Annotated in this window: 18 protein-coding genes; 9 read left to right on the top strand and 9 right to left on the bottom strand. The window is 70.9% G+C overall.

Features of this window, described 5'->3' with window-relative positions:
• The first annotated feature begins 315 nt into the window (after positions 1-315).
• Both WME79_RS00500 and WME79_RS00495 read left to right on the top strand, forming a co-directional pair.
• Positions 316-591 carry a four-helix bundle copper-binding protein gene (locus WME79_RS00500; RefSeq protein ID WP_437530884.1) on the top strand — a complete coding sequence of 92 codons (276 nt, stop codon included), beginning with the start codon at positions 316-318 and terminating at the stop codon, positions 589-591.
• A gap of 218 nt (positions 592-809) precedes the next feature.
• The gene (locus WME79_RS00495) at positions 810-1,928 is read left to right on the top strand and encodes a DUF4185 domain-containing protein (protein WP_437530882.1); all 1,119 of its coding nucleotides are present in this window, start codon (positions 810-812) and stop codon (positions 1,926-1,928) included.
• A gap of 476 nt (positions 1,929-2,404) precedes the next feature.
• Here the strand turns inward: WME79_RS00495 and WME79_RS00490 are convergent, their stop codons facing one another.
• Entirely contained in the window at positions 2,405-3,325 is a 921-nt protein-coding gene (locus WME79_RS00490; RefSeq protein WP_437530880.1) for a transposase, read from the bottom strand.
• Between the two features lie 407 nt (positions 3,326-3,732).
• Here WME79_RS00490 and WME79_RS00485 point away from each other — a divergent pair, with 407 nt between their 5' ends.
• Positions 3,733-4,698 (top strand): AraC family transcriptional regulator, encoded by a 966-nt coding sequence (locus WME79_RS00485; protein WP_437530878.1) that lies wholly within the window; start codon positions 3,733-3,735, stop codon positions 4,696-4,698.
• 212 nt (positions 4,699-4,910) lie between these two features.
• Entirely contained in the window at positions 4,911-6,455 is a 1,545-nt protein-coding gene (locus WME79_RS00480; RefSeq protein WP_437530876.1) for an IMP dehydrogenase, read from the top strand.
• 124 nt (positions 6,456-6,579) lie between these two features.
• Here the strand turns inward: WME79_RS00480 and WME79_RS00475 are convergent, their stop codons facing one another.
• The gene (locus WME79_RS00475; protein ID WP_437530875.1) at positions 6,580-7,491 is read right to left on the bottom strand and encodes a LysR family transcriptional regulator; all 912 of its coding nucleotides are present in this window, start codon (positions 7,489-7,491) and stop codon (positions 6,580-6,582) included.
• 221 nt (positions 7,492-7,712) lie between these two features.
• Between WME79_RS00475 and leuC the strand changes: the two genes are divergently transcribed.
• The 3 genes from leuC (at position 7,713) to WME79_RS00460 (ending at position 12,187) form a co-directional block, all read left to right on the top strand.
• The gene (gene leuC, locus WME79_RS00470) at positions 7,713-9,122 is read left to right on the top strand and encodes a 3-isopropylmalate dehydratase large subunit (RefSeq protein WP_437530873.1); all 1,410 of its coding nucleotides are present in this window, start codon (positions 7,713-7,715) and stop codon (positions 9,120-9,122) included.
• Positions 9,123-9,149: 27 nt separating this feature from the next.
• Positions 9,150-9,767: a 3-isopropylmalate dehydratase small subunit gene (leuD, locus tag WME79_RS00465; protein ID WP_437530871.1), complete on the top strand. Its 618-nt coding sequence runs from the start codon at positions 9,150-9,152 to the stop codon at positions 9,765-9,767.
• Positions 9,768-10,801: 1,034 nt separating this feature from the next.
• Positions 10,802-12,187: a hypothetical protein gene (locus tag WME79_RS00460; protein WP_437530870.1), complete on the top strand. Its 1,386-nt coding sequence runs from the start codon at positions 10,802-10,804 to the stop codon at positions 12,185-12,187.
• 202 nt (positions 12,188-12,389) lie between these two features.
• Here WME79_RS00460 and WME79_RS00455 read toward each other — a convergent pair whose 3' ends face one another.
• From WME79_RS00455 to WME79_RS00440, 4 genes are read right to left on the bottom strand one after another with little or no spacing between them, the layout of a single operon-like run.
• Entirely contained in the window at positions 12,390-13,100 is a 711-nt protein-coding gene (locus tag WME79_RS00455) for a lycopene cyclase domain-containing protein (RefSeq protein WP_437530868.1), read from the bottom strand.
• A gap of 14 nt (positions 13,101-13,114) precedes the next feature.
• A complete protein-coding gene (locus tag WME79_RS00450) occupies positions 13,115-14,032 on the bottom strand; it encodes a prenyltransferase (RefSeq protein ID WP_437530866.1) in 918 nt (305 codons plus the stop codon).
• Positions 14,032-14,763 (bottom strand): ferrochelatase, encoded by a 732-nt coding sequence (locus WME79_RS00445; RefSeq protein ID WP_437530864.1) that lies wholly within the window; start codon positions 14,761-14,763, stop codon positions 14,032-14,034. The genes WME79_RS00450 and WME79_RS00445 overlap by 1 nt, the downstream gene beginning before the upstream one ends.
• Complete coding sequence (locus WME79_RS00440; RefSeq protein WP_437530862.1) at positions 14,760-15,719, bottom strand: prenyltransferase; 960 nt, start codon at positions 15,717-15,719, stop codon at positions 14,760-14,762. Before WME79_RS00440 ends, WME79_RS00445 begins: the two co-directional genes overlap by 4 nt.
• Positions 15,720-15,969: 250 nt before the next feature.
• Here WME79_RS00440 and WME79_RS00435 point away from each other — a divergent pair, with 250 nt between their 5' ends.
• On the top strand, positions 15,970-19,689 hold the full coding sequence (locus tag WME79_RS00435) for a UvrD-helicase domain-containing protein (protein ID WP_437530860.1): 3,720 nt from the start codon (positions 15,970-15,972) through the stop codon (positions 19,687-19,689).
• A gap of 34 nt (positions 19,690-19,723) precedes the next feature.
• Here WME79_RS00435 and WME79_RS00430 read toward each other — a convergent pair whose 3' ends face one another.
• Together WME79_RS00430 and WME79_RS00425 are read right to left on the bottom strand one after the other, a co-directional pair.
• On the bottom strand, positions 19,724-20,341 hold the full coding sequence (locus WME79_RS00430; RefSeq protein WP_437530858.1) for a hypothetical protein: 618 nt from the start codon (positions 20,339-20,341) through the stop codon (positions 19,724-19,726).
• 508 nt (positions 20,342-20,849) lie between these two features.
• A complete protein-coding gene (locus WME79_RS00425) occupies positions 20,850-21,377 on the bottom strand; it encodes a hypothetical protein (protein ID WP_437530857.1) in 528 nt (175 codons plus the stop codon).
• A gap of 153 nt (positions 21,378-21,530) precedes the next feature.
• Here WME79_RS00425 and WME79_RS00420 point away from each other — a divergent pair, with 153 nt between their 5' ends.
• On the top strand, positions 21,531-22,379 hold the full coding sequence (locus WME79_RS00420) for a GNAT family N-acetyltransferase (protein WP_437530855.1): 849 nt from the start codon (positions 21,531-21,533) through the stop codon (positions 22,377-22,379).
• A 24-nt stretch (positions 22,380-22,403) separates the two neighbouring features.
• Here the strand turns inward: WME79_RS00420 and WME79_RS00415 are convergent, their stop codons facing one another.
• Positions 22,404-22,835 (bottom strand): hypothetical protein, encoded by a 432-nt coding sequence (locus WME79_RS00415; RefSeq protein WP_437530853.1) that lies wholly within the window; start codon positions 22,833-22,835, stop codon positions 22,404-22,406.
• Positions 22,836-23,020 lie beyond the last annotated feature (185 nt).

Raw genomic sequence — 23,020 nt, 5'->3', positions numbered from 1 at the left:
TCAGGGAGCGACCAGGGCGGGAGCAGCCGTTCGGGCGGGGCGTTCGCGCATGTCTCGCGGCGTCCCGGCTGTTCGAGAGGCGCGTTCAGGGCACGGCGGTCTCGGCGTCGGTCGCTGTTCCGAGGCCTATATGCGGGATGGCCCGACATGCGAAAGCCATCGAATCCATGCACGCTCCAGATACCCAAGTTGCCGCCTTGTCGCGAGGCGTACCCGCCGCGAGGGGCGGCCAGTTGGATCAAGGGGGTTCTCATGATCAAATTTCCGGGGGACAGATCGTTCCGGGAGGTAGCCCGGTTCACCCAGGATTGTGGTTTGATCTGCACGCATGCGGCTCAGTATTGCCTCGAGATGGGAGGCTCTCACGCGAGCGCCACGCACATGCGGATGCTCCAGGACTGCGCCGACATCTGCGAGGCGGCATCGAAGCTCCTCCTGCGCAGCTCGCCGCAGATCACCCAGATGCTGAGCGTGTGCGCGAGCCTCTGCGAACAGTGCGCGGCGAGCTGCGATAAGCTCACTGGTGATATGCAGATGAAGACGTGCGCTGACGAGTGCCGCCGCTGCGCTGCCGCCTGCCGGCAGATCTGATGGCGGCGGAGACATCGTGGTCCTCCGGACCGTGAGCCGAGGAACGGAGTAGCTTTCCTCGCCTTTTGCGGATCGGCGCCATCCTCCGCGCCAGAGCCCTCGCGCGCGGCGGCCCGACGGCGCCGCGGTCGCGTGTAGTCCGGCAGCGGAGCGACGCCGACAGCGGCGGCGTTCTGGCTCCCCATGGTACCCTCGCGCGCATGCGTTATCGAAGGACCATGGGAGCCGCCGGGTTCGCTCTCCTGTGCGCCGGGTGCGGCGGGGATGCGCCCGAGGCTGCGGTGCGTGCGGTGCGCGACCTGGGTGCGCTGGAGTTTGCCCCTGCGATTCGAGGGCGGGACGGCGGCTACAGCGCGCGGTGGGGCGACCGCTCGGTGTGGGTGTTCGGCGACACGACCCTGGAGATGCCGGGGGAAGACGGAGCGCTCTGGAGGTCGAGCACCTTCTGCGCGACCGACGATCTGGATGCGTCGGATGGGCTCTCGTCGCTCACCGAGCCGCTCGACGCGGCCGGCGCGCCGCGGGAGTTCCTGCCGTTCACCGAGGAGGAGCTCGCGTTCAACCTCGCGCACTTCGACCCTCGGGCGGAGGAGACGTGCAAGGAGGACTGCGGAGCTCGCTATGCGCTATGGCCGGGCCCCATCGTCGTCGACGAGGCGACCGGTCGTGCGCTCGTCTTCTACAGCAAGGTGATGGGGCGGATCGAGGCGTTCGACTTCGACATGCTGGGTTCGTCGATCGCGGTCTGGGAGAGCCTCAATGCGCCCCTCGCGCGTCCGGAGGTGCGCCCGGGCGCTGAGGATCCGACGCTCCTCTTCGGCGCGGATGAGCCCTCGCTCACGTCGGCGGCGCTCGTCCGCGAGGGGATGCTCTACGCCTACGCCTGCGCGTGCTCGGGTCTCACGTGTCCGTGCCTCGTCGCGCGCGCCCCGCTCGCGGAGGCAACGGAGCGCGACGCGTGGCGGTTCTTCTCCGACGAGCGCTGGGTGGAGGGCTATGATGAGGCGGAGCCGGTCATGGCGGGGGCACCGATGATGTCGGTGCATTGGAACGAGCATGTCGGCAGGTACGTCGCGCTGTACAGCGAGCCGGTATCGTCGGAGATCTCGCTCCGGACGGCTCCGGCGCCGGAGGGGCCATGGTCGGACAGCGCGGTGGTTTTCACCGCCGAGGTCCCGCCTACCCCGGAGGCGTGGCCCTATGCCGGCCTCGTGCACACGGAGCTCGCGCGGGAAGGAGGGCGGGTGGAGTACGTGACGTACTTCCGGGAGACGGGATTCCTGGAGGGAGAGATCCGACTCGTCGAGCTGGAGCTCGAGTCGACGACCCGACCCTAGACGAGACGACCCGACCCAGGTTGAGACCGGCGAAGACGACCCGGGCGACCCAACCCGCAACCCAGTGCAGTGACCCGACCCAGGTAGTGACCCGACCCAGGTTGAGCCCTGACGGACGACCCGACCCAGGTTGAGGCCTGCGGGGCTGCCGGAGACCGCCCGACCAGGTGAAGACGGCCGAACCCGGGTTGAGACGATCCGGCTCGGTCGACCATCCGCCATCAACTGAACCCGAATCGCCCCAGCCGGATCGCTCCATCGGTTGGGCTGGTCTACCTTACCCGCACGCAAGGCACCATTCGCTCAGACCCAACCGACCACAACCTTAACGCGGCTTCGTGCGAGCCCAGCGCGGCAATCCATCCCCAGCGCCACGTGAACGCGCTGCCGCTCGCTTCACCGTCCCCAGACGGACCTTCCCCACGACGACGCCTTCGTCCGCCCCGCTGTGGCGCTGTGGCGCACCGCCGAGGCGCCTACATCGTGAGCACGACGTCCGCCACGCTGGCGCCGTGATAGATGTGCATCCACCACGTCCCCGCTGGAAAGACGGCGCTTCGTACTCCGGCACGCCATCGTTCGAGCGCCGCACGGTATGACGCACGAAACGCTCGCACAGCGGCACCAGCGATTCGCCATGCATCCCCCTGATTACGGCCGACGGCAAACGTCGGATTGCGATCGCGTAGCGCCTCGAAACTCATCGCGCGGCTGTAAGGGGAGACCGTACTGGCGCCTTTGATGCCTAATAATCGGAGCCCTTGCCGCTGCAACTCCGCATGGGCTTGCGCTTCCTGTCGCTCAAGCTCGGCCGCGACTTCACGGCGAAAGCCTTCTGCGTTGTCGTGCTCGATGGCGGGTGGTAGCGCCAGCGAAAGCGCTACTTCCTCCGGCCACTGCCGATTCTCCGGATCGAGATACACGGAGGGGCGCGCTGCACGGAGCACGCCACCGCCAAGCTCGCTCACATCCGACTTGGCCCCCGGCCACTCGTGCGCGTGGCGGACGAGACCAGCGGCTACGGGGTTCGCGAGAACGTAGGCGATCTTTTCCACCACAGCCGCGCGCGTCAGCAGCCGCACCACGCTCGTGGGTTCGTGGTCCCACACCGGTCCTTCCCACGTGCGGAGAACCTTCGTTCCAAGCGCAACGATGCGGTGGAAAAACTGCAGGAAGCGCGGCAAGACGCCTTGCACATCGGTCACGACGAGGTGCAGATGCGTTGACATCGCGCAAAGAGCGTGGACTTCGATACCAAATCGACGGGTCGAAACGGTGAGAGTGTAGACCAGGAACTGGGTGAGGGCAGCATCCGGGCGGAGGAGGAGATGCCGGCGCAGGACGCGACGGGTGATGAGGTAGGTGGCGCCGGGAGCGATCTCGCGAGGCTGGCTCATGGCTGGGGCATATGAACAAATGCCGTACCACGGATCGTGTTCAATCATTTCAATGACTTATGCCGACGCGACGGGTGCGACGGGTGGCGGCCGCCACATGGTCCGCCACCTGGACCGCCGTCGCAGCGACGGCTGCTAGCCTTGGCACCATCGTGCTGGATAGCGGAACTTCCGGCTCACACAAACCGGGGCGCGCGATCTGGGTGGGGTGCGCGCAACCTGGGTGCGGTCGCCTTGACCGTCGTCGGTCGCAACCTGGGTGTGGTCATCTTCTCCCTGCCGATCACCTCAACCTGGGTGCGGTCGCCTCGCCGCCAACCTGGGTGCGGTCGCCGTCGAACCTGGGTGCGGTCGCCGTCGCCCCGAGGCACTTTTTTCTGCAACCAGCCATCAGCTACCCTCCGCCTGTGGCAACGTCCGACAGGAGCCGCGCCGAGTACCGGCGGCGGGTAAACCGCGTGATCGACTACATCCAGGCCCATCGCGCGGAGGACCTCTCCCTCGACACGCTGGCGGCTGTGGCTGCGTTCTCGCCGTTTCACTTCCACCGCGTGTTCAAGTCCATGACGGGCGAGAACCTTCGCGAGTTCATCCAGCGAACGCGCCTCGAGACCGCGGCGAGCCACCTCGTGCTGCGGCCGCGCGCCGACATCCTCGAGATCGCCCTCGAGAACGGCTTCAGCTCTGCGAGCGCCTTCGCGCGCGCCTTCAAGGAGCGCTTCGGCATGAGCGCGTCTGCCTGGCGCAACGGTAGCGCCGCGGGCGCGCGCAAGGCGCGGCAAGCGGATCGCAAGCCGGGTGAAGTCGAGCGCAATCCGGGCAAAGCAGCGGCCTGCGCGCCCGACCAAGATGCCTCCTCGTCGGGCACGGACGCCCGCCAAGACGAGGAGGAGATCATGAACGTGACCGTGAAGACCCTGCCGAGCTACCACGTGGCCTATGTCCGAACCGTCGGCCCCTATGGCCCGGAAGGGAGCGTCAGCGAGGCCTGGCAACGGCTCGTGCGCTGGGCCAGCGCGCGCGACCTGTGGACCCCGGACCGCATCTGCCTCGGCATCGCGCACGACAACCCCAAGGTCACCGAGCCTGCCAAGTGCCGCCTCGACGCCGCCATCGTGATCCCGCAGGACTTCAAGGCGGACGGCGACGTCAACGTGACCGACGTCGCCGGCGGCAAGTACGCCGCAGGCGCGTTCGTCGGCGACGGGTACACGATCGGCGCCGCCTGGGACCTGCTCTTCGGGAAGTGGCTCCCTGAGAGCGGCTATCAGCCCGACCACCGGCCCTGCTTCGAGCTCTACCAGGGCGAGTTCCACGATCCCAAGACCAACAAGGTCCGCTGCGAGATCTGCTTGCCGGTGCGCCCGCTCTAGCTTCGCCCCCCAGGGAGCCCGGTCATCCTGTCCGGGCTCCTGCACCGCCTCGCCGCAACACAGGCGGGCGGCCGGGCCCCGGTCGCCTCGTACCTCGCGCCGCCCTTCAGAGCCCGCCGTTGCACCCGCAAACCATCGATATTACACGACTTTCACAGGAGAGCGACGCCGCTCGCGTTTGACAGCCGGGGATCCTTGCACTAGGAGCCGACATGGCATTCATCTACGATGAGCCGAGCAGGACGTTTGGCGAGTACCTGCTCGTCCCGAATCTGACGACGAAGGACTGCGTCCCCGCAAACGTCGATCTCACGGCCCCTGTCGTCCGGTTCAAGGCCGATCCGGGCGCGACGCCGCCGGATCCGAGGCTCGCGCCCCTCACGATCAGCGTGCCGGTCACCAGCGCGATGATGCAGTCGGTCTCGGGCGCCGAGCTCGCGATCGCGCTCGCGCGCTGCGGCGGCCTGTCGTTCGTGTACGGCTCGCAGGGCATCGAGGAGGAAGCCGCCATGGTGCGGCGCGTGAAGAACTACAAGGCCGGGTTCGTCGTGAGCGACTCGAACCTGCGCCCCGACGCGACGCTCGGCGACGTCCTCGCGCTCACCGATCGCACCGGCCACTCCACGATTGCGATCACCGAGGACGGCACGCCCACGGGCAGGTTCGTCGGCATCATCACGAGCCGCGATTACCGGCTCGGCAAGACGCCGCTCAGCACGCCGGTGCGCGAGATCATGACGCCGTTCAAGTCGATCCACTGCGGCAAGGTCGGCCTCGATCTGCAGGAGGCGAATGAGCTCATCTGGCGTCACAAGCTCAACACCCTGCCCGTCATCGACGAGCGTCAGCACCTCCAGTACCTGGTGTTTCGCAAGGACTACGAGTCGCACCAGGCGCACCCGCTCGAGAACGTGGATCACGAGAAGCGCCTGATCGTCGGCGCCGGCATCAACTCGCGCGACTACCGAGATCGCGTGCCGGCGCTGGTGGAAGCGGGCGCCGACGTGCTCTGTATCGACTCGTCGGACGGCTACTCCGAGTGGCAGGGCGACACCATCGCCTTCGTGAAGTCGCTCGGCAAGCCGGTCTATATCGGCGCCGGCAACGTCGTCGATCGCGAGGGCTTCCTCTACCTGGTCGAGGCCGGCGCCGACTTCGTCAAGGTCGGCATCGGCGGCGGCTCGATCTGCATCACGCGCGAGCAGAAGGGGATCGGCCGCGGCCAGGCGTCGGCCGTGATCGAGGTGGCCAAGGCGCGCGACGAGTACTTCCAGCGGACCGGCGTCTACGTGCCGATCTGCTCCGACGGCGGCATCAGCCAGGACTACCACATCACCATCGCCCTCGCGATGGGCGCCGACTTCGTCATGATGGGCCGCTACTTCGCGCGCTTCGACGAGTCGCCCGGGCGCAAGGTCCGCGTGAACAACCAGTTCATGAAGGAGTACTGGGGCGAAGGGAGCAACCGCGCGCGCAACTGGCAGCGCTACGACCACGGCGATACCAGCAAGAAGAAGGATCAGCTCGAGTTCGAGGAGGGCGTCGACAGCTACGTGCCGTACGCCGGCAAGCTGAAGGACAACCTCGACGTCACCCTCGCCAAGGTGCGCTCGACGATGTGCAACTGCGGCGCAACCTCGTTGCGCGACCTGTACATGCGCGCGCGCCTGACCGTCGCGTCGGCGGTGAGCATCCACGAGGGCGGCGTCCACGACGTGATGCTGAAGGACACGCGCGGCAACACGCGCGAGCCCTAGCCAAGCAGGCCGGCCGCGCCGACCGTCCCTCTCGCGCCCCGGGGCGCACACGCTGGTCGACGAAGCGAGTCACCGTGTCGCGCCCCCATCCAACCTGCCAAGCGGCGGCGCGCCTCGAGCGGTGTCAGCCGCCGAGGAGCGCGCGTGTCCGCTGCTCCGCCCGGCGCCCCTCGGCGGCGAGCCGCTCGACGAAGCGCTCGACGATCGGATTGCGCCGGAAATTCTCGCGCGTCATCAGCTCGACAGGCAGCGGGTCGACCTCCGCGACCTCGACGTCGAGCCGCGAGCGCGCCACCTTGGTCAGCGCGAGCGCCGGCGCGAGGCCGATGCCGAGCCCGCCGGAGACGTACGAGACAAGGAGCGACACGCTCGACACGTCGATCGTCGAGATGGGCCGGATCCGCTCGCGATCCAGGTACGCGTCGAGCATCCGCCGCCCCACACTGCCGGGCGCCAGCCGGAGCAGCGGCTCGTGCCGGAGCCGCTCGCGCAGCGCCGGCGCCGTGCCCTTGAGCCGCGGCCCTACCCAGAGGAACGGCTGCACGAACAGCGGCTGCTTCACGAGGTCGCCGCCCGCCGAGGACGCGGACGCGAGGCCCAGATCCACCTCGCCGCGCTCCACCCCCCGCGCGGCGTCGACCGAGTTCGCCGTCGTGATCGCGAACCGCACCGGCGCGCGCTTCTCGAGCATCTGGCGGATCACCGGCACGAGCAGCCCCTTGCCGAGGTAGTCGCTCGCCGCCACGCGCAGGGTCGTCGACGGCTCCCCCGCCAGCTCCGAGAGCAGCTCGAACACCCCCTCCGCCTGGTCGAACAGCCGCGTGATCGCGCCGAGCGCCGCCTCGCCCGCCGGGCTCAGCCGCACGCCGCGCCCATCGCGCTCGAACAGCGCCACGCCAAAGCGCTCCTCCACCCGGCGCACCTGCTGGCTGATCGCCGACGGCGTCTTGTGCAGCCGCCGCGCCGCCTCGGCGACCGAGCCCGACCGGGCCACCATCAGCACATCCTCGAGCGCGGGGAGCAGCGACGCGTCCATGTAGCTTTACTTAATCGATCGTGAAAAAAGTTTCATTCGACTTAATTCTCTCGCGCCCGCATAGTCATGCCGCCCGCCCGACGTTGGGCCGCCAGACCGGCGGCGGCCGGCCGCCTCCGAGGGAGGCCGCTGGCGCGCCCTGGCGCCTGCGCTCGGGCCGGTCCGCTTCGCTTCGCACGCCGTCCCCTTCACCCGTATCCAGCGCACCGCGAGAGGCCATCATGGGTAAGAGTCTCTATGACAAGGTTTGGGACCTCCACAAAGTCCGCACGTTGCCGAACGGCGAGGATCAGCTGTTCATCGGCCTTCACCTGATCCACGAGGTGACGAGCCCCCAGGCGTTCGGGATGCTCCGCGATCTCGGCCTGCGGGTGAGCATGCCCGAGCGGACGTTCGCGACCCTCGATCACATCGTCCCGACCGACAACCGCAAGCGGCCGTTCAAGGACACGCTGGCCGAGGGGATGGTCGACGCGCTCAAGAAGGCGTGCACCGAGCAGGGCGTCACGTTCTTCGATCTCGAGTCGGGGCGGCAGGGCATCGTGCACATCATCGGCCCCGAGCTCGGCCTCACGCAGCCGGGCATGACGATCGCGTGCGGCGACTCGCACACGTCGACGCACGGCGCGTTCGGCGCGATCGCGTTCGGGATCGGGACGACGCAGGTGCGCGACGTGCTCGCCACGCAGACGCTGAGCCTCCAGCGGCTCAAGGTCCGGCGGATCCAGGTGGAGGGCAAGCTCGGGCCGGGCGTCTACGCGAAGGACATCATCCTCGAGATCATCCGCCGGCTCGGCGTGTCCGGCGGCACGGGCTACGCGTACGAGTACGGCGGGTCGACCATCGAGGGGTTCTCGATGGAGGAGCGGATGACCCTGTGCAACATGTCGATCGAGGGCGGCGCCCGGGTCGGCTATGTCAACCCGGACCAGGTGACGTTCGAGTACATCAAGGGGCGTCCGTACGCGCCGAAGGGCGAGGCGTGGGAGAAGGCGCTCGAGTACTGGCGCTCGATCGCCTCGGACGAGGACGCGCGTTACGACGACGTCGTCCGGATCGACGCGAGCGAGATCGCGCCGACGGTCACCTGGGGCATCACGCCGGGGCAGGCGATCTCGGTGAAGGAGAAGGTCCCGGCGGCCGAGGACGTGGCGAACGAGTCCGAGCGGGCGCTGATCCGCGAGGCGCTCGAGTACATGCGGCTCGAGGGCGGCAAGCCGATCGAGGGGACGAAGATCAACGTGGCGTTCATCGGGAGCTGCACGAACGGCCGCATCTCGGATTTCCGGGAGGTCGCGCGGCGCATCCAGGGGCACAAGGTCGCGCCGCACGTGCGCGCGCTGGCCGTCCCGGGGTCGATGGAGGTGGCGCGCGCGGCCGAGGCCGAGGGGCTGGACCGGGTCTTCCGCGAGGCGGGCTTCGAGTGGCGCGAGCCGGGCTGCTCGATGTGCCTGGCGATGAACCCCGACAAGCTCATCGGGGATGAGCTGTGCGCGTCCTCGTCCAACCGCAACTTCAAGGGCAGGCAGGGGAGCCCCACCGGGCGCACCGTGCTCATGAGCCCGGTGATGGTCGCGGCTGCCGCGGTCCGCGGTGAGATCACCGACGCTCGTGACGTGTTCGGAATCTGACGACGCTCGCACCCGAGGGAGATCCCAATGGCACTCGATTTGATTCAATCCGTCACCGGTAGCGCCGTTCACGTTCCGGGGGACGACATCGACACGGACCGCATCATCCCGGCGCGCTTCCTGAAGTGCGTCACCTTCGACGGCATCGGCGAGCACCTCTTCCGGGACGTGCGCTTCGACGAGCGCGGCGAGAAGCGGGAGCACCCGCTGAACGACCCGCGCTTCGCGGGGGCCACGGTGCTGATCGCCGATCGCAACTTCGGCTGCGGGTCGTCGCGCGAGCACGCGCCGCAGTCGATCGCGAAGGCGGGTTTCAAGGCCGTCATCGCCGAGAGCTTCGCCGAGATCTTCTTCGGCAACTCGACGACGCTCGGCATCCCCTGCGTCTCCGTGAGCCGCGAGGACCGCGCCGCGCTCGTGGCGCGCGTGAATGCGGACCCGACGACGCCCGTCACGGTCGACCTGAAGGAGCAGGTCGTCCGGGCAGGGAGCGATCTCACGGTGCCCTTCACCATCAAGCCGGGCGCGCGCGAGTCGCTGATCCGGGGCACGTGGGATCCGATCGCCCAGCTGCTCGAGGGGGCCTCGGAGGTCCAGCAGGTGGCGGCGCGGCTGCCCTACGTTCGGCCCGCCTCCGCGCAGTAGCTCCGCGCTCGATCGGGGCGCTGCCCCAACCTGGGACGCGCGAGCACCTCAACCTCCGAGCACCTCAGCCTGGGTCGGGTCATCCAAACCTCAACCTGGGTCGGGTCAACCGCCTCCGAACCTCAACCTGGGTCGGGTCATCCAAACCTCAACCTGGGTCGGGTCAACCGCCTCCGAACCTCAACCTGGGTCGGGCCACCACGCCCACGCCCCCGGCCGAACCTCAGCCTGGGTCGGGTCATCCAAACCTCAACCTGGGCCGGGTCACCTCCGAACCTCAACCTGAGTCGGGTCAACCGCCTCCCCGAACCTCAAGCTGGATCGGGTCATCCAGGGTCGGGGCATCCAAACCTCAACCTGGGTCGGGTCATCCAGGGTCGGGGCATCCAAACCTCAACCTGGGTCGGGTCATCCAGGTCACGAACCTCAACCTGGGCCGGGTCATCCACGAGAAGATTCCGCCATCCTTCCATCCGCTTACCTGCCGGCACCCCCGTAGCGTCGGTTGGCTCAACGTGACACGTAGGCAGCGCTCCCCGTCACACTGTGGCCCGGTCGCGCCGTGCGGTTGCGCGCAGCGGACGCCCCGCCACCGCGAAAAGCCGGCCGATATGCGTCGCTCCGGGCGGCCGGCGACGCCACCGAGCAGGCGGACGCGCCTGGCATGTCCAGTGCTTTATCTCCACGCGAGCTCTCCGAGTCGGCGCTGAGACGCCGCGCGCAGCAGCGCTCCGCATGCCGCGGCGCAGAGCCATCGTTCCTTGATCGCGTGTCTCGCACAGGCACGCAGGACGGAGTACCCCATGCGTTTCGCGATCTTCTCCTCTCTTATCTCGCGTTCGTCAGCCGCTCGTTCCTCTCTCCAGGGGCTCATTGCGCTCTCCGCGCTCGTTGTGCTCACCGGCGCCAAGGGGCAGGGCTGTGGAGGCGTGGAGGAGCCCTCACCGCCACCAGAGCCCGACTGCGGGCCTGGCTTTCACTGGGAGACGGTCTGTTCACCGTGCGAGATTGGCGAGATGTGCGAGCAGCAGTGTGTGCCCGACAGCATCTGTCCTCCTGACTGGAGCGAGCAGACCATCTGCAGCGGCGGCACCACGTCTTCGGGCCAGGGTGGCTTCGCCGGCGGCACCGCCATCCCCGTCGATCCGGGCGAGTGCTGGACCGAGTGCACCCCGCCGCAGCCGTACTGCCCGCCGGGCACGATCGAGCAGACCGTGTGCGGCGGCACCACCACGGTCGGCGTCGGCGGCTCCGGCGGCTGGGGCACTGGCGGCATGCCGATGCCCTCTGAGCCGTGCTGGACTGAGTGTGTGCCCGTCGGGCCCTACTGCCCGCCCGGCACCACCCCGCAGACCTTCTGCGACGAAGGCACCACCGTTTCCAGCAGCACCAGCGGCGGCGCCGGCGGCTCGGGTGGCTGGATGAACGCCGGCGGCGCCGATGCGGGCGCGGCCCCGCCGTACCCCGGCGGCGGTTGCTGGACCGAGTGCGTGCCCACCGAGCCCTACTGCCCGCCCGGCACCACCCCGCAGACCTACTGCGACGGCGGCACCTCCGTCACCAGCAGCAGCAGCGTCGGCGTCGGCGGCTCGGGCGGCTGGGCGGGCACCGGCGGCGCTGGCGGGGGCACCGCCGGCGGGGGCATCGGCGGCTCCGAGCCATCCGATCCAGGCTTCGCCGCGCCGCGCCCCCCCGGCGGTAGCTGCTGGACCGAGTGTGTGCCCACCGAGCCCTACTGCCCGCCGAACACCATCCCGCAGACCGTCTGTGGCGGCAGCGCGGTCTCGGTCGGCAGCTCGGGCAGCACCGGCACCGGCTACGGCGGCGCCGGCGGCGCAAGTCCGTACCCCGGCCAGGAGTACTGCTGGACCGAGTGTGTGCCTGTCGAGCCCTACTGCCCCCCGGGCACGACCCAGCAGACCATCTGCGAGGGCGGCGCGCCCATGCCCGACACGAGCAGCAGCGGCACCGGCGTGGGCGGCATGCCCTACCCCGGCGGCGGCTGCTGGACCGAGTGCGTGCCCACCGAGCCCTACTGCCCGCCGGACACCATCCCGCAGACCGTCTGCGGCGGCGGCAGCTCCGTCTCTGTCGGCAGCTCCGGCAGCACCGGCACCGGCGTGGGCGGCATGCCCTACCCCGGCGATTGCTGGACCGAGTGCGTTCCCGTCGAGCCCTACTGCCCGCCCGGCATGATCGAGCAGAAGGTCTGCTCCGGCGAGAGCAGCAGCAGCAGCACCGGCACCGGCATGGGCGGCATGGGCGGCGCTGACGCCTACCCCCCCGGCGATTGCTGGATCGAGTGCGTGGAGGGAGCCACCTGCCCCCCCGGCGCGACCATCCGGACCATCTGCGAGGAGATCAGCGCCGGCGGCTCCGCCCCGATCTGCCGGACCGAGTGCGTCCTGATGCTGCCGTGACGCGAAGGGCGCGGGCGATCCCCCCGACCGCGGGAGGTTTCGCGAGCGAAAAGCCGCCGCCCGCGCCCTGGAGCGCCGCCGCTCCGATCGAATGACGAAGGCGCCGGGAGCGCCAGGGGAAGCACGACCCCCTGGCGCTCTCGGCGCGTCGGCGTTCCAGGACGGCACCGCCCTCTCACCGCGCGGCCGCGCGGCCCCGCCGTCAGCCCGCGCGCCGCCCCACCGGAAGCGCCTTCGCGTACCTGAACCCAAAAGCCCACGCCGGGAACACCGTGGCCGCGAAGCCCGCGCCGAGCCCGTAGAGGATCTCGTCGAGCGGCACGCCGAGCAGCGCCCTCCCCGGCAACAGCGCGCTGGGCCGCCAGGTGCGCTCGAACACGGAAGGCACGAGCGCCGCGAAGACGAGGCACAGGCCGAGATAGAGCGCCGCCGACAGGAGCGCTCCGAGCAGGCCCGGCACGAGCAGATCGCCGCGCAGCGCGCCGAGCACCGCGGCGCCCCCCGCCATCGCCGCCACCGACGCATAGAGCACGGGCACCCCCGCCGCGAGCAGCGCCCCGGCCACCGCGATCACGAGCGCGATCGCCGCCCCCGCCCGCCGCCACGGCCGCGCCCCCGGCGCCGCGCAGGGCACCGGCGCGCGGCGGAACACCACGGCATAGACGGTCGAGGAAAATCCGCTGAGCCCGACGACGAACAGCACGTCCTCGATGCCGAACCCGATCCGATCGGCCAGGTCGAACAGGAACTTCGGGGCCCAGTACCTCGGGTAGAACAGCCGCTCGGTCGCCGCGAACGGCAGCGAGGCGAGCGCCATCCGCTTCATCACGGGGCGCAGATCCGGGCGCGCGAGCCAGATGACGGCCCCCGGCAAGAGGAAGAGCAACGAGAGCAGCAGAAACTCGTGCGACATCGCGCCCTCGCTCCTCAGCGCGCGGCGAGGGCGATGACGGTCGCGCCGACCAGCGACAGCGTCGCCGCGCCCGCCGCCGCGACCCGGACCAGCAGCAGGCGCGAGCCCGGGGGCGCTGGGCGGGCCAGCAGCACGACGAGCGCCGCCGCCGCCGGCACGAGCAGGCCTGCCCCAGGGCTCAGGCCCACCGCACCCAGGCCGACCGGCGCGAGCACGAGCGAGAGCCCGTTCAGGAGGACCACGCACCGAGCCGCCCGCTCTCCGCCCACACGCACGGGCAGCGTCCGCTTGCCGCTCTCGCGATCCGAGGGCTCGTCCGGGAGCGCGGTGGCGATCGCGCAGCCAAGGTGGCTCGGCAGCAGGAACGCGAGCAGCGCGAAGGGAAAACGCGCGGGGTCGCCCCCCTGGGCGATGTAACCGTAGAGCGGCAGGACCGCGCCGACGCCGACCATCTGGAGCAGCTCCCCGCCGCCGCGGTACGACAGGCGAAGCGGCGGGTAGCTGTAGGCCCAGAGGAGCAGGAGCGCCGCGATCGCGAGGAGCACGAGGAGCGGCGCGGCGGCCGTCGCCAGCGCCGCGGCGAGCGCCGCCGAGACGGCCACGAGCGCCGCGGCGCACACGACGGCCGCCGCGCCGAGCGCGCGGGGCGAGAGGCGCCCCTCGACCAGCACGCGCGAGCCGCCCGAGAAGGGCGTGGCGGTCCGGTTGCGGCGATCGGTCTCCTGATCGGCGACGTCGTTCGCGTAGACGATGAAGAGCTGGTCCAGCAGGCCGAACAGCTGGACCGCCGCGAGCGTCCCCGCGTCGAGCGGTCGGCCGGCCGCCTGCGCGCCGACGAGCTGCCCGAGCAGCAGCGGGAGCGCGATGCTCGGCTGCGAGGCCAGCCGCGACGCATCGAGCCACGCTCGAAGCGCGCCGGGCCGGACGCTCATCACCCCTCGCCCCGCGACAGACCGAGGCGATCGGCCAGCTTGGCGCGCAGATCGGTGAAGGGGAGGTCCCAGCGGCGCTCGCCGTCGAGGCGCCAGGCCTTGAGCGGGATCAGGTCGACCTGGGCGAGCAGGCAGTGGAGCTGCGACTCCTCGGGCGGCTCGCGGATGAACGAGAAGGGGTTGCGATACTCCCGGCCGTTCAGCTGCGAGTACTTGCGGTCGTTGCTGGCCACGAGCTCGACGAGCGTCCTCTGCCGGCCATCGAGGTAGTCGAAGAACGTGACGTCGAAGGGCCCGATGCCCGCGCGCTCCTCCGGCTTGCGCATCACCCAGCGGGCCCAGTCGTAGCCGTAGAGGAAATCGTGCGCGTAGCGGAAGCGCAGCTTCGACTTGTTGCCGAAGCCCAGGCAGAGCGACACCACGCGGCGGGCGAAGTCGCCGATCGCGGGCGCGCTCCCGGCCTGCCACAGGCAGCAGGCCAGGTAGTCGAGATCCCAGAAGATGTTGTCGGGGAAGTTGTCGGCGACCGCGCAGATCACCTCGCCGAGCCCACGGGCGAAGGCGCACGCCCGCTCGGCGTCCTCGCTGCCGTTCACGATCAGCTCGACCAGGGCGACGGGGGTGGGCGCGCACGGCCGGCCCGGCGCGACCGAGGCCCGCGCGCCCAGCAGGGGCGTGAGGCGCGCGAGCGCGTCGCGCTCCTCCGGGGGGATGACCGCGACGCCCGTCATGTCGGCCCTCCTCCGGCGCGGAGCCCGGCGGCGAGCACGGCCGCCGACAGGGCGGCGATCCCCCACTGGATCGCGCGGTGGAGCTCGCGCTTGTAGCCCGCCTGCGCGGCGAAGGCGTTCGTCACCGCCTCGGGGCTCTTCTTGAGGAGCCGCGCCCTGAAGAAGAGCGCTACGGCCGCCGCTGGCGCGACCGACCAGGCTGGCGGCGCGTCCTCGGCGAGGAGGGACGCCGCGAGCCAGAGGAGCGGACCGAGGCCTGCGAGGGCCTCGGTGGCCCGGCGCGTGGCCGCATTGCCGAGCAGCGTGGCCACGGTGCGCTTGCCGCCGGCGCGGTCGCTCTGCTCGTCGGACAGCCCGCTGGCCAGCGCGCTCGCGAGCGCGAGCACGAGCAACCCCGGCAGGAGCGCGACGAGCCACGCCGGCGCCAGCACGCCGCACTGCGCATACGCGTGCAGCACGGGGAGCACGGCGCCGACGCCGGCCATCTCGAGGAGCTCGCCGCCGCCGCGGTAGTTGAGCCTGATCGGCGGCAGCGTATAGGCGACGAAGACGAGCTGGCCGAGCGCGGCCAGGGGGAGCAGCAGCGGGCGATCGAGCGCGACACCGGCCCCCCAGGCCATGAGCAATGCGGATACACCGGCCCCGAGCCCGGCGAGCAGGAGGGCACTGGCGGGAAGGATGCCGTCCGGGATGGTCTTCGGCGAGCAGCCGTCCGGAAACATACGTCGCTTGAGGGCGTCCACCTCGCGATCGCCCCAGTCGTTCAGGAGCACGACGAAGGCGACATCGGCCATCATCCACAGCGCTCCGAAGGCGAGGGCCCCTGCGGACAGCCGGCCGGCGACGGCCGCGCCCACCGCGTGCCCGCATACGGCCGGGACAAGCACCTTGGGCCAGCTCGCGGGCTTGAGCGCGTACGCCCAACGCGCTCCAGGGCTCATCGACTCGAGGCGCATGGATCAGCTCTCCCTGCTGCTAGCACAAGAACATCCACGCTTACGGGCAACATGAGCCCGTCCGGGAACCGGAGCGCCTTCCGCCGGGCACGGCAGCGTTTCCTTCCACGCCGATCTGAGCCACCTTACTCCCCCCGCTAGCCTCCCCACGCGACCCAGTGCGGCACGTCCTCCTCCCCTCCCCGAGCCTGGCCGGCGCGCTCCTGCCGCGCGCCCCCGGGCAGCGCCTCGAGCCCTCGCGGAGGCGCGCGTGACCGCCGACGGGGTCCGATCGCGCAGCGCGCGGGAGCTCGCGGATGAGCCCGCCCGCCGCCGCATCCGCGACGATCTGCGGACGACGCTCGTCGTCGAGGCCGCCGCGGGCACCGGCAAGACCACCGCGCTCGTGTCGCGGATCGTCGCCGTGCTGCGGAGGGCGCCCGAGGAGGGCGGCGGGACGCTCGATCGCATCGTCGCGGTGACCTTCACGGAGAAGGCAGCCGGCGAGATGAAGCTGCGCCTCCGGGCCGAGATCGAGCGGGCGCGCAGCGATCCGAGCGCCGGCCCGGCGGAGCGCGCGCGGCTCGACGAGGCGCTCGCGCACCTGGAGGCGGCGCGCATCGGGACCATCCACTCCTTCTGCGCCGACCTCCTGCGCGAGTGGCCGGTCGAGGCGCGCGTCGACCCGCTGTTCCAGGTCGCGGCCGCGGATCAGGCCGAGGCGCTCTTCGATCAGGCCTTCGACGCCTGGTTCCAGCGCACCCTGAACGACCCGCCCGAGGGCGTGCGCCGCATCCTGCGCCGGCGCCCGCGCGACGGCGCGCAGGGCCCGCGCGACCTGCTCCGGAGCGCGGCGTTCAAGCTCGCCGAGCACCGCGACTTCACGCGCCCCTGGCGGCGCGACCCGTTCGATCGCGAGCGCGCCATCGACGAGATCCTGGACCGCCTCGCGGCGCTCGCCGACCTGGGCGCCGAGGCCGACCGGGAGGGCGACTACCTCGCGCAGAGCCTCCGGAACCTGGACCGCTACCTCGCTGAGCTCCGCCGCCGCGAGGAGGTCACGGGCGGGCGCGACCACGACGGCCTGGAGGCCGAGCTCGGCGACGTCGCGCGCTGGAAGGAATGGCGCTGGAAGGGGACCGGCAAGGCGTTCGGCGGCGATCTCACGCGCGCCGAGGTGCTCGCGCAGCGCGACCGCGTGAAGGCCGACCTCGACGCCGTGCTCACGGCCGCGAGCGCCGATCTCGCGGCCTGCCTCTCGCGCGAGCTCCGGCCGCCGATCGAGGCGTACGACGCGCTCAAGGCCCGCGCCGGCAAGCTCGACTTCCTCGACCTGCTGCTCTGCGCCCGTGACCTCCTCCGATCGAGCCGCGGCGTGCGCGAGGAGCTGAACCTCCGCTTCTCGCACCTCTTCGTCGACGAGTTCCAGGACACCGACCCGCTCCAGGCGGAGATCCTGCTCCTGCTCGCGGCCGACGACCTCTCCGAGACCGACTGGACGCGGGCGCGCCCGGTGCCCGGCAAGCTCTTCGTGGTCGGCGATCCGAAGCAGTCGATCTACCGCTTCCGCCGCGCCGAGGTCGCGCTCTACGAGGCGACCAAGGCCCGGCTCGTCGCGTGCGGCGCGAGCGTGCTGTACCTGTCGACGAGCTTCCGCAGCGCCCCGTCGATCCAGGAGGCCGTCAACGCGGCGTTCGCGCCGCTGATGCAGGGAGGGACCGCCGAGGGCGAGCGCGCGGCGACCCAGGCGCGGTACGTCGCGCTCGAGCGGTTCCGGGACGATCCACCGGAGCAGCCGACGGTCATCGCGCTCCCGGTGCCGCGGCCTTACGGCGACTTCGGCAAGATCTCCGATTTCCGGGTGCGCCAGTCGATCCCGGACGCGGTGGGCGCCTTCGTCCACCACCTCATCCACGGCGGCGCGGGCGCCGGCGCGGCGTCGGGCGCGCGGCGCTGGACGGTGACGGAGCGCGAGCGCCCGGGCCAGCGGGTGCCGCTCGAGGCGCGGCACATCTGCCTTTTGTTCAAGCGGTTCCAGACGTTCGGGGAGGACGCGACACGCGCTTACGTGCGGGCGCTCGAGGCGCGGCGGATCCCGCACGTGCTCGTGGGCGGGCGGTCGTTCCACGATCGCGAAGAGGTGATGGCGGTGCGGAGCGCGCTGCTCGCCATCGAGTGGCCGGACGACGAGCTCAGCGTCTACGCGACGCTGCGCGGGCCCCTCTTCGCGCTGACGGACGACGTGCTCCTGCTCTACCGCGACCGGTTCCGGCGCTTGCACCCGCTGTTTCAGCCGCCGGACGACGGCGCGCTCGATCTCGCGGTGGAGGGTGGGGCGCGGCCGCTCCGGGAGGTCGCTGAGGCGCTCGCGGTGCTCGGGAGGCTGCACCGCGAGCGCAACCGGCGGCCGATCGCGGACACCATCGGCGGGCTCCTCGACGAGACGCGAGCGCACGCGGGCATCGCGATCTGGCCGACGGGGGAGCAAGCGCTCGCGAACGTGCTGCGGATGATGGATCTCGGGCGGCGCTTCGAGGCGGCCGGCGCGACGTCGTTCCGCGCGTTCGTGGAGCGGCTCGAGCTGGACGCCGAGCGGGGCGAGGTCGCGGAGGCGCCGGTCGTCGAGGAGGGGACGGAGGGCGTGCGGATCATGACGGTGCACCGGGCCAAGGGGCTCGAGTTCCCGGTGGTGATCCTTGCGGATCCCGCGTCGCCGGCGGTGCACCAGCTCCCGTCACGGCACGTGGATCCGGAGCTCGGCCTGTGGGCGGAGCCGATCGCCGGCTGCGTGCCCGCGGAGCTCGTCGAGCGCCGCGACGAGGTGCTGCGGCGCGATCGCGAGGAGGCGGTGCGGCTCGCGTACGTGGCGGCGACGCGCGCGCGCGAGCTGCTGGTGGTGCCTGCGGTGGGCGACGCGCGCCCGGGCGACGGCACGAGCGACGGCTGGCTCGACGTGCTGCACCCCGTGCTCTACCCGGCGCCGCGCGATCGGCGGAGCCCTCGGCGCTGCGACGATCTCGGCTGCCCTCCGTTCGGGACCGACACGGTGCTGGAGCGCCCGGCGCGGTGCGAGGCCGACGAGCGGGAAGCGGTCGCGCCCGGGGAGCACGCGCCGATGGCCGGATCTCACCGCGTTGTGTGGTGGGATCCTGGCGCGCTCGATCTGGATCGCGAGCCGGAGGCGGGGCTGCGGCAGCAGAGGATCCTGCAGGCGGACGCGAGCGGCGCGGCAGCGGGCGTGGCGGCGGCGGGCACCGGGGTCATCGGAAGCGCCGGGGCGACGGCGAGCGCCGTGATCGTCGGAGAGCTCGGGCAGCGCGGGCACGAGGTGTGGTTGGAGGCGCGGCACCGAGCGATCCTGGACGGCGCGGTGGCGGCGGTCCGCGTGAAGACCGCGACGGAGATCAGCCACGAGGCAGCGGAGGCGGCAGCGGCGGCGGACGCGCAGCCGAGCGGCAGCGGGGCGACGCGGGGAGAGCGGGCGGACGCGCTGCCGGTGATCTCGTTCGAGCAGACGGGGATCGCGCGCGAGGGCCGGCCCTACGGCAAGCGGTTCGGGACGCTGGTGCACGCGGTGCTGGCCGAGGTGGACCTCCGGGCGGGCGAGGACGAGGTGCGGACGGTGGCCGCGGCGCAGGCGCGGATGCTCGGGGCGCCGGCCGAGGAGGTCGACGCGGCGGTCTCGGCGGCGGTGGCGGCGCTCGATCACCCGCTGCTCCGGCGCGCGGCGGCAAGCGCGGCGCGCGGCGCGTGCGAGCGGGAGACGCCGCTGCTCCTGCGGCTCGAGGACGGGACGATCGCCGAGGGCATCGTCGACCTCTCGTTCCGCGAGAGCGTGGGCGACGTGGGGATCTGGACCGTGGTCGATTTCAAGACCGGCTCCGACGCGGGCACGGCGCACGCGGCGCAGGAGGCGCAGGTGCGCCTCTACGTGCAGGCGATCGCGGAGGCGACGGGGGAACGCGCGAGAGGGGTTGTGCTCAGGGTGTGAGTGGCGCCGGCGTCACGCGCCGGCGATCGGCGGCTCAGCTCGGCTCCCACACCGTACGGATCCTGAACTTTCGCGTCGGGAAGCTGCTGCCATTGTCGGTTCGGGCGGTGGCGACGATGCGATAGCTGTGGGTGGCCACCATGGGAGTATAGAACTTGAGTCCGTAACTGACGCCAACGTTGCAGCCGCTGCCAGCGACGTAGTGGCCGGGTCTCTGCGCCATCTCCACGGGGACCATCACCCCGTCATCCTCGTAATACAGGGTGGCAGCCATGAACAGATTGCGACACGCCTCCGGGTCCGTCGGCAGGGTGTCCGCCCAATCCACGTACGTATTCAGCTCGTAGTTGGGGCCGGGCGCCGGAGTGAAACCGGCCTCATAGCTGACAACGTCGACCGCCAGGCTCTTGTAGCAGCCGGTCGTGGTGTACGTCTGCGGCGAGTAGTAGTTGTAGCCACCAGTGTAGGTCGCCACCGGAGCGACGGTAGCGCACGTAGCCTCGCTGTACGCCTGCTCCACCTCAGCGACGTCCTCGTCGACCGAATCGACCCCGTCGACCTGATCGTCCTGCATCTCCACGGTGCAACCCGTGGCGGCCATCGCGACCATCGAAGCGAATAGACACCCCACCACAGCATAAGTTCGGCTCATCGTGCGACTCTCCATGTGTAAAGCGTATGAGTACGGCGTCTCGACGTTCAGCGGGGGACCGCGGAGCTCATGATGCGCTGGTTCGCCCAGCCGGAGGTGTGGAGGCGAATCGCCTCTTCAGCAGCGCATCCCCTCGCCCGGCTCATCGTCGCCGCAGGGGCACTTCGCAACAGAGATGCCAGCCCGGCCCCCTCTGCTTCAACGTCATCGCCGAGCCCCCTGGCCCGGACCGATACCGCTCCTCGACACGGGAAATTCAGCCAGAAGCGAGCTCCTCGCGTCGCGCGAAGAAGCCGCAGCGCTGCCCGCGCGAGCAGCTGCAAGGCCGTGACATGTCACGCAGCGCGCCGTGACATGTCACGCAGCGCGCCGTGACATGTCACGCAGCGGGCCGTGCCATGGGAAGGTGGGTACCCCGGTGAAGCTCTGACCGCCGGTCACGCCTCAACCCCCGAGCCGTCGCGATAGGAAACGCCTGTGGGCGAGGGCGCCGGGGTCCGACGGGCGCTCACCGCCGGCCGGGGGTCCGCACGAACCGCTCGTCGTCCACGGTGGTGGGAAAATCGTCGGCGTCGATGTGCTTGTACAGATCGCCCTCGCGGATCTCGTAACGCATGTACATGGCGGGCTCCTCGATGGGCTCCTCGACTCCATCCTGCAGGATGCGGGTGTACTGGAGCGCGATGTGGCCACGCTCGGTGTCGTACGAGACGACGCGCGCGTAGAGGTCACGCGGAGCGCCCATGTACGGAAAGCGGTGGTGGAAGCTTGTAGCGCTCAGCTCGATGAGCGAGCCATCATCCTCGCTGACCCACGTGCCCACGAAGGGCAGGCGCTCTGTCTCGTTGACCCGGGACCCCGGATCGTCCGCCGCCAGCTTGGGCACCGGCGCGCCAGGGCGCGAGGGCGGAAGCACGAGCTCGACCGGGGCGGCGGCCCCAGACGACAGCTGAGCTGGCGAGGGACCGCAGCCGATGATGTAGAGCGTCGCGAGCGCAAGGGCGGCGCAGGTCGCGCGAGAGCCACGTCGGTACATGAGGCGAGTCTACACCCGGGCGGTGGGCGCCGGCCCCCTGGGCGCGCGATCTACGGCGGGCCCCGGCGCCGCTCGACGCCAGCACCGAAGGGCCTCTCCGAGGAGCTCGGCGTTCCTCGCACCGGAGCGCATCCGGTGACACAATCGCGGCCCGTGAGCGCCCTCCTCGCCGCAATCGAGCGGTTTTACGATGCCGTCCCTCGTTGGCGCGCTGACGCAGAGGACCACGGACCGCTGACCCTCTTCGTTCGCCGCGGCAACGGCTGGCCCTACTATGCCCGCCCCGCCTTCGGCCATCCCGGCCCCGTATCGGTCGAGGACGTGGCCGCGGTGCGCGCGCGTCAGCGCGAACTCTCGATCCCGGAGGCGTTCGAGTGGGTGCTGGAGACCACCCCTGGGCTCGACGCCACGGCCGAGGCGGCCGGCCTGCACGTCCGGCGCTGCCCGCTGCTCGTGCTCTGCGGCGAGCCCCACCCGGCGCCTTTGCCGGAGGACGTCTCGCTCTCGATCATCACCGCCCAGGACCCGGATCTCGCCGCCGTGCAGGCCGTCGCGCACGTCGCCTTCGGCGCGCTCGACAGCGCGGTCGGTTCTGCGGGGCCGGCCGAGCGGGACGCCGCCGCAGCCGTGCTCCCGGCCGGGCAGGCGGCCGCATGGCACGCGTCGCTGATCGAGGGGACGCTGGTACACGCGGCCGCTCGGGGCCGCGAGGAAGCGCTCGCTGGTCCGCTCTGCACCGGCAGCTACCAGCACGCGCGGGACATCGCCGAGATCGTCGGCGTGGGGACGCTGCCGGCGGCCCGGCGGCGCGGCCTCGCCGCCGCGGTCACCGCGGTTCTGGCCCGCCATGCCCTGAACGCCGGGATGCGCACGGTGTTCCTGTCCGCGCAGAACGACACCGTCGCGCGCGTCTATGAGCGGGTCGGATTCCGGCGCGTCGCCACCGCCTGCGTCGCCGAACCGCCCGTGCAAGCGGAGAACGTCAACGTCCTCGAGACGTGACGCAGCGCCACACCGCGGCGCCGGTCAGCCAGCGGCAACGTGGTAGTCCGGCCCCTCTTCTCCACGCAGGATCTCGGTGTGGACGACCGATGCGTCCCGCAGATGCGCCACCGCCCCGAGCTCGGCATCGCGGCGATATGCCGAGAAGGCTTGTTCGTCCGGAAAGGTGACGAGGTGAATCTCCTTGAGGGTGAGCCCAGCGCCGTCGGGCGCGGTCACCACGGTCCGCTCGATCGCGCCGCCGTACCGCGCCATCACAGCCGCGGCCTTCCTCTCGTACGCGCGGAACGCGTCGAGCGCCGCGCACCGCACCGTGAGGATCACGACCAGCGTCACCGGGACACCCGCTCCTTCACGCCACCGCAAAGCACCAAAGAAAAAGAGCGCCCATTCGACGGTGGGGGGGGAAACCGTCACGGGCGCTCTGTCGTACGTGATTAGCAGGATGCGGGCCAAGGCATGCCCACTCGCCATCCGCGCATTTCCCCTAGGGGACCTGCGTACTCCTTTCGTTCCTGAAACCAGCACCTTCAATCCTGATATCCCTGACGCTACCGGAGCCCCGTCCAGAGGGTGGCACGGCCGGCCGACGTCGGACGCATGACGCAGGAACCACGCATACGAGCGCGGACGCGCGCTCG

The organism is Sorangium sp. So ce726 (assembly GCF_051521405.1).
Taxonomy (GTDB): Bacteria; Myxococcota_A; Polyangia; order Polyangiales; family Polyangiaceae; genus Sorangium.
The sequence above is the reverse complement of the archived record's forward strand: the minus strand, read 5'-3'. Positions and strand labels throughout refer to the sequence as shown.

Excerpts from the sequence above, each read along its gene's own strand:
- leuD (WP_437530871.1), top strand. The coding sequence starts at position 9,150 with ATGGCACTCGATTTGATTCAATCCGTCACCGGTAGCGCCGTTCACGTT.
- WME79_RS00475 (WP_437530875.1), bottom strand. The coding sequence starts at position 7,491 with ATGGACGCGTCGCTGCTCCCCGCGCTCGAGGATGTGCTGATGGTGGCC.
- WME79_RS00455 (WP_437530868.1), bottom strand. The coding sequence starts at position 13,100 with ATGTCGCACGAGTTTCTGCTGCTCTCGTTGCTCTTCCTCTTGCCGGGG.
- leuC (WP_437530873.1), top strand. The coding sequence starts at position 7,713 with ATGGGTAAGAGTCTCTATGACAAGGTTTGGGACCTCCACAAAGTCCGC.
- WME79_RS00430 (WP_437530858.1), bottom strand. The coding sequence starts at position 20,341 with ATGAGCCGAACTTATGCTGTGGTGGGGTGTCTATTCGCTTCGATGGTC.
- WME79_RS00440 (WP_437530862.1), bottom strand. The coding sequence starts at position 15,719 with ATGCGCCTCGAGTCGATGAGCCCTGGAGCGCGTTGGGCGTACGCGCTC.
- WME79_RS00445 (WP_437530864.1), bottom strand. The coding sequence starts at position 14,763 with ATGACGGGCGTCGCGGTCATCCCCCCGGAGGAGCGCGACGCGCTCGCG.
- WME79_RS00450 (WP_437530866.1), bottom strand. The coding sequence starts at position 14,032 with ATGAGCGTCCGGCCCGGCGCGCTTCGAGCGTGGCTCGATGCGTCGCGG.
- WME79_RS00495 (WP_437530882.1), top strand. The coding sequence starts at position 810 with ATGGGAGCCGCCGGGTTCGCTCTCCTGTGCGCCGGGTGCGGCGGGGAT.
- WME79_RS00490 (WP_437530880.1), bottom strand. The coding sequence starts at position 3,325 with ATGAGCCAGCCTCGCGAGATCGCTCCCGGCGCCACCTACCTCATCACC.
- WME79_RS00480 (WP_437530876.1), top strand. The coding sequence starts at position 4,911 with ATGGCATTCATCTACGATGAGCCGAGCAGGACGTTTGGCGAGTACCTG.
- WME79_RS00425 (WP_437530857.1), bottom strand. The coding sequence starts at position 21,377 with ATGTACCGACGTGGCTCTCGCGCGACCTGCGCCGCCCTTGCGCTCGCG.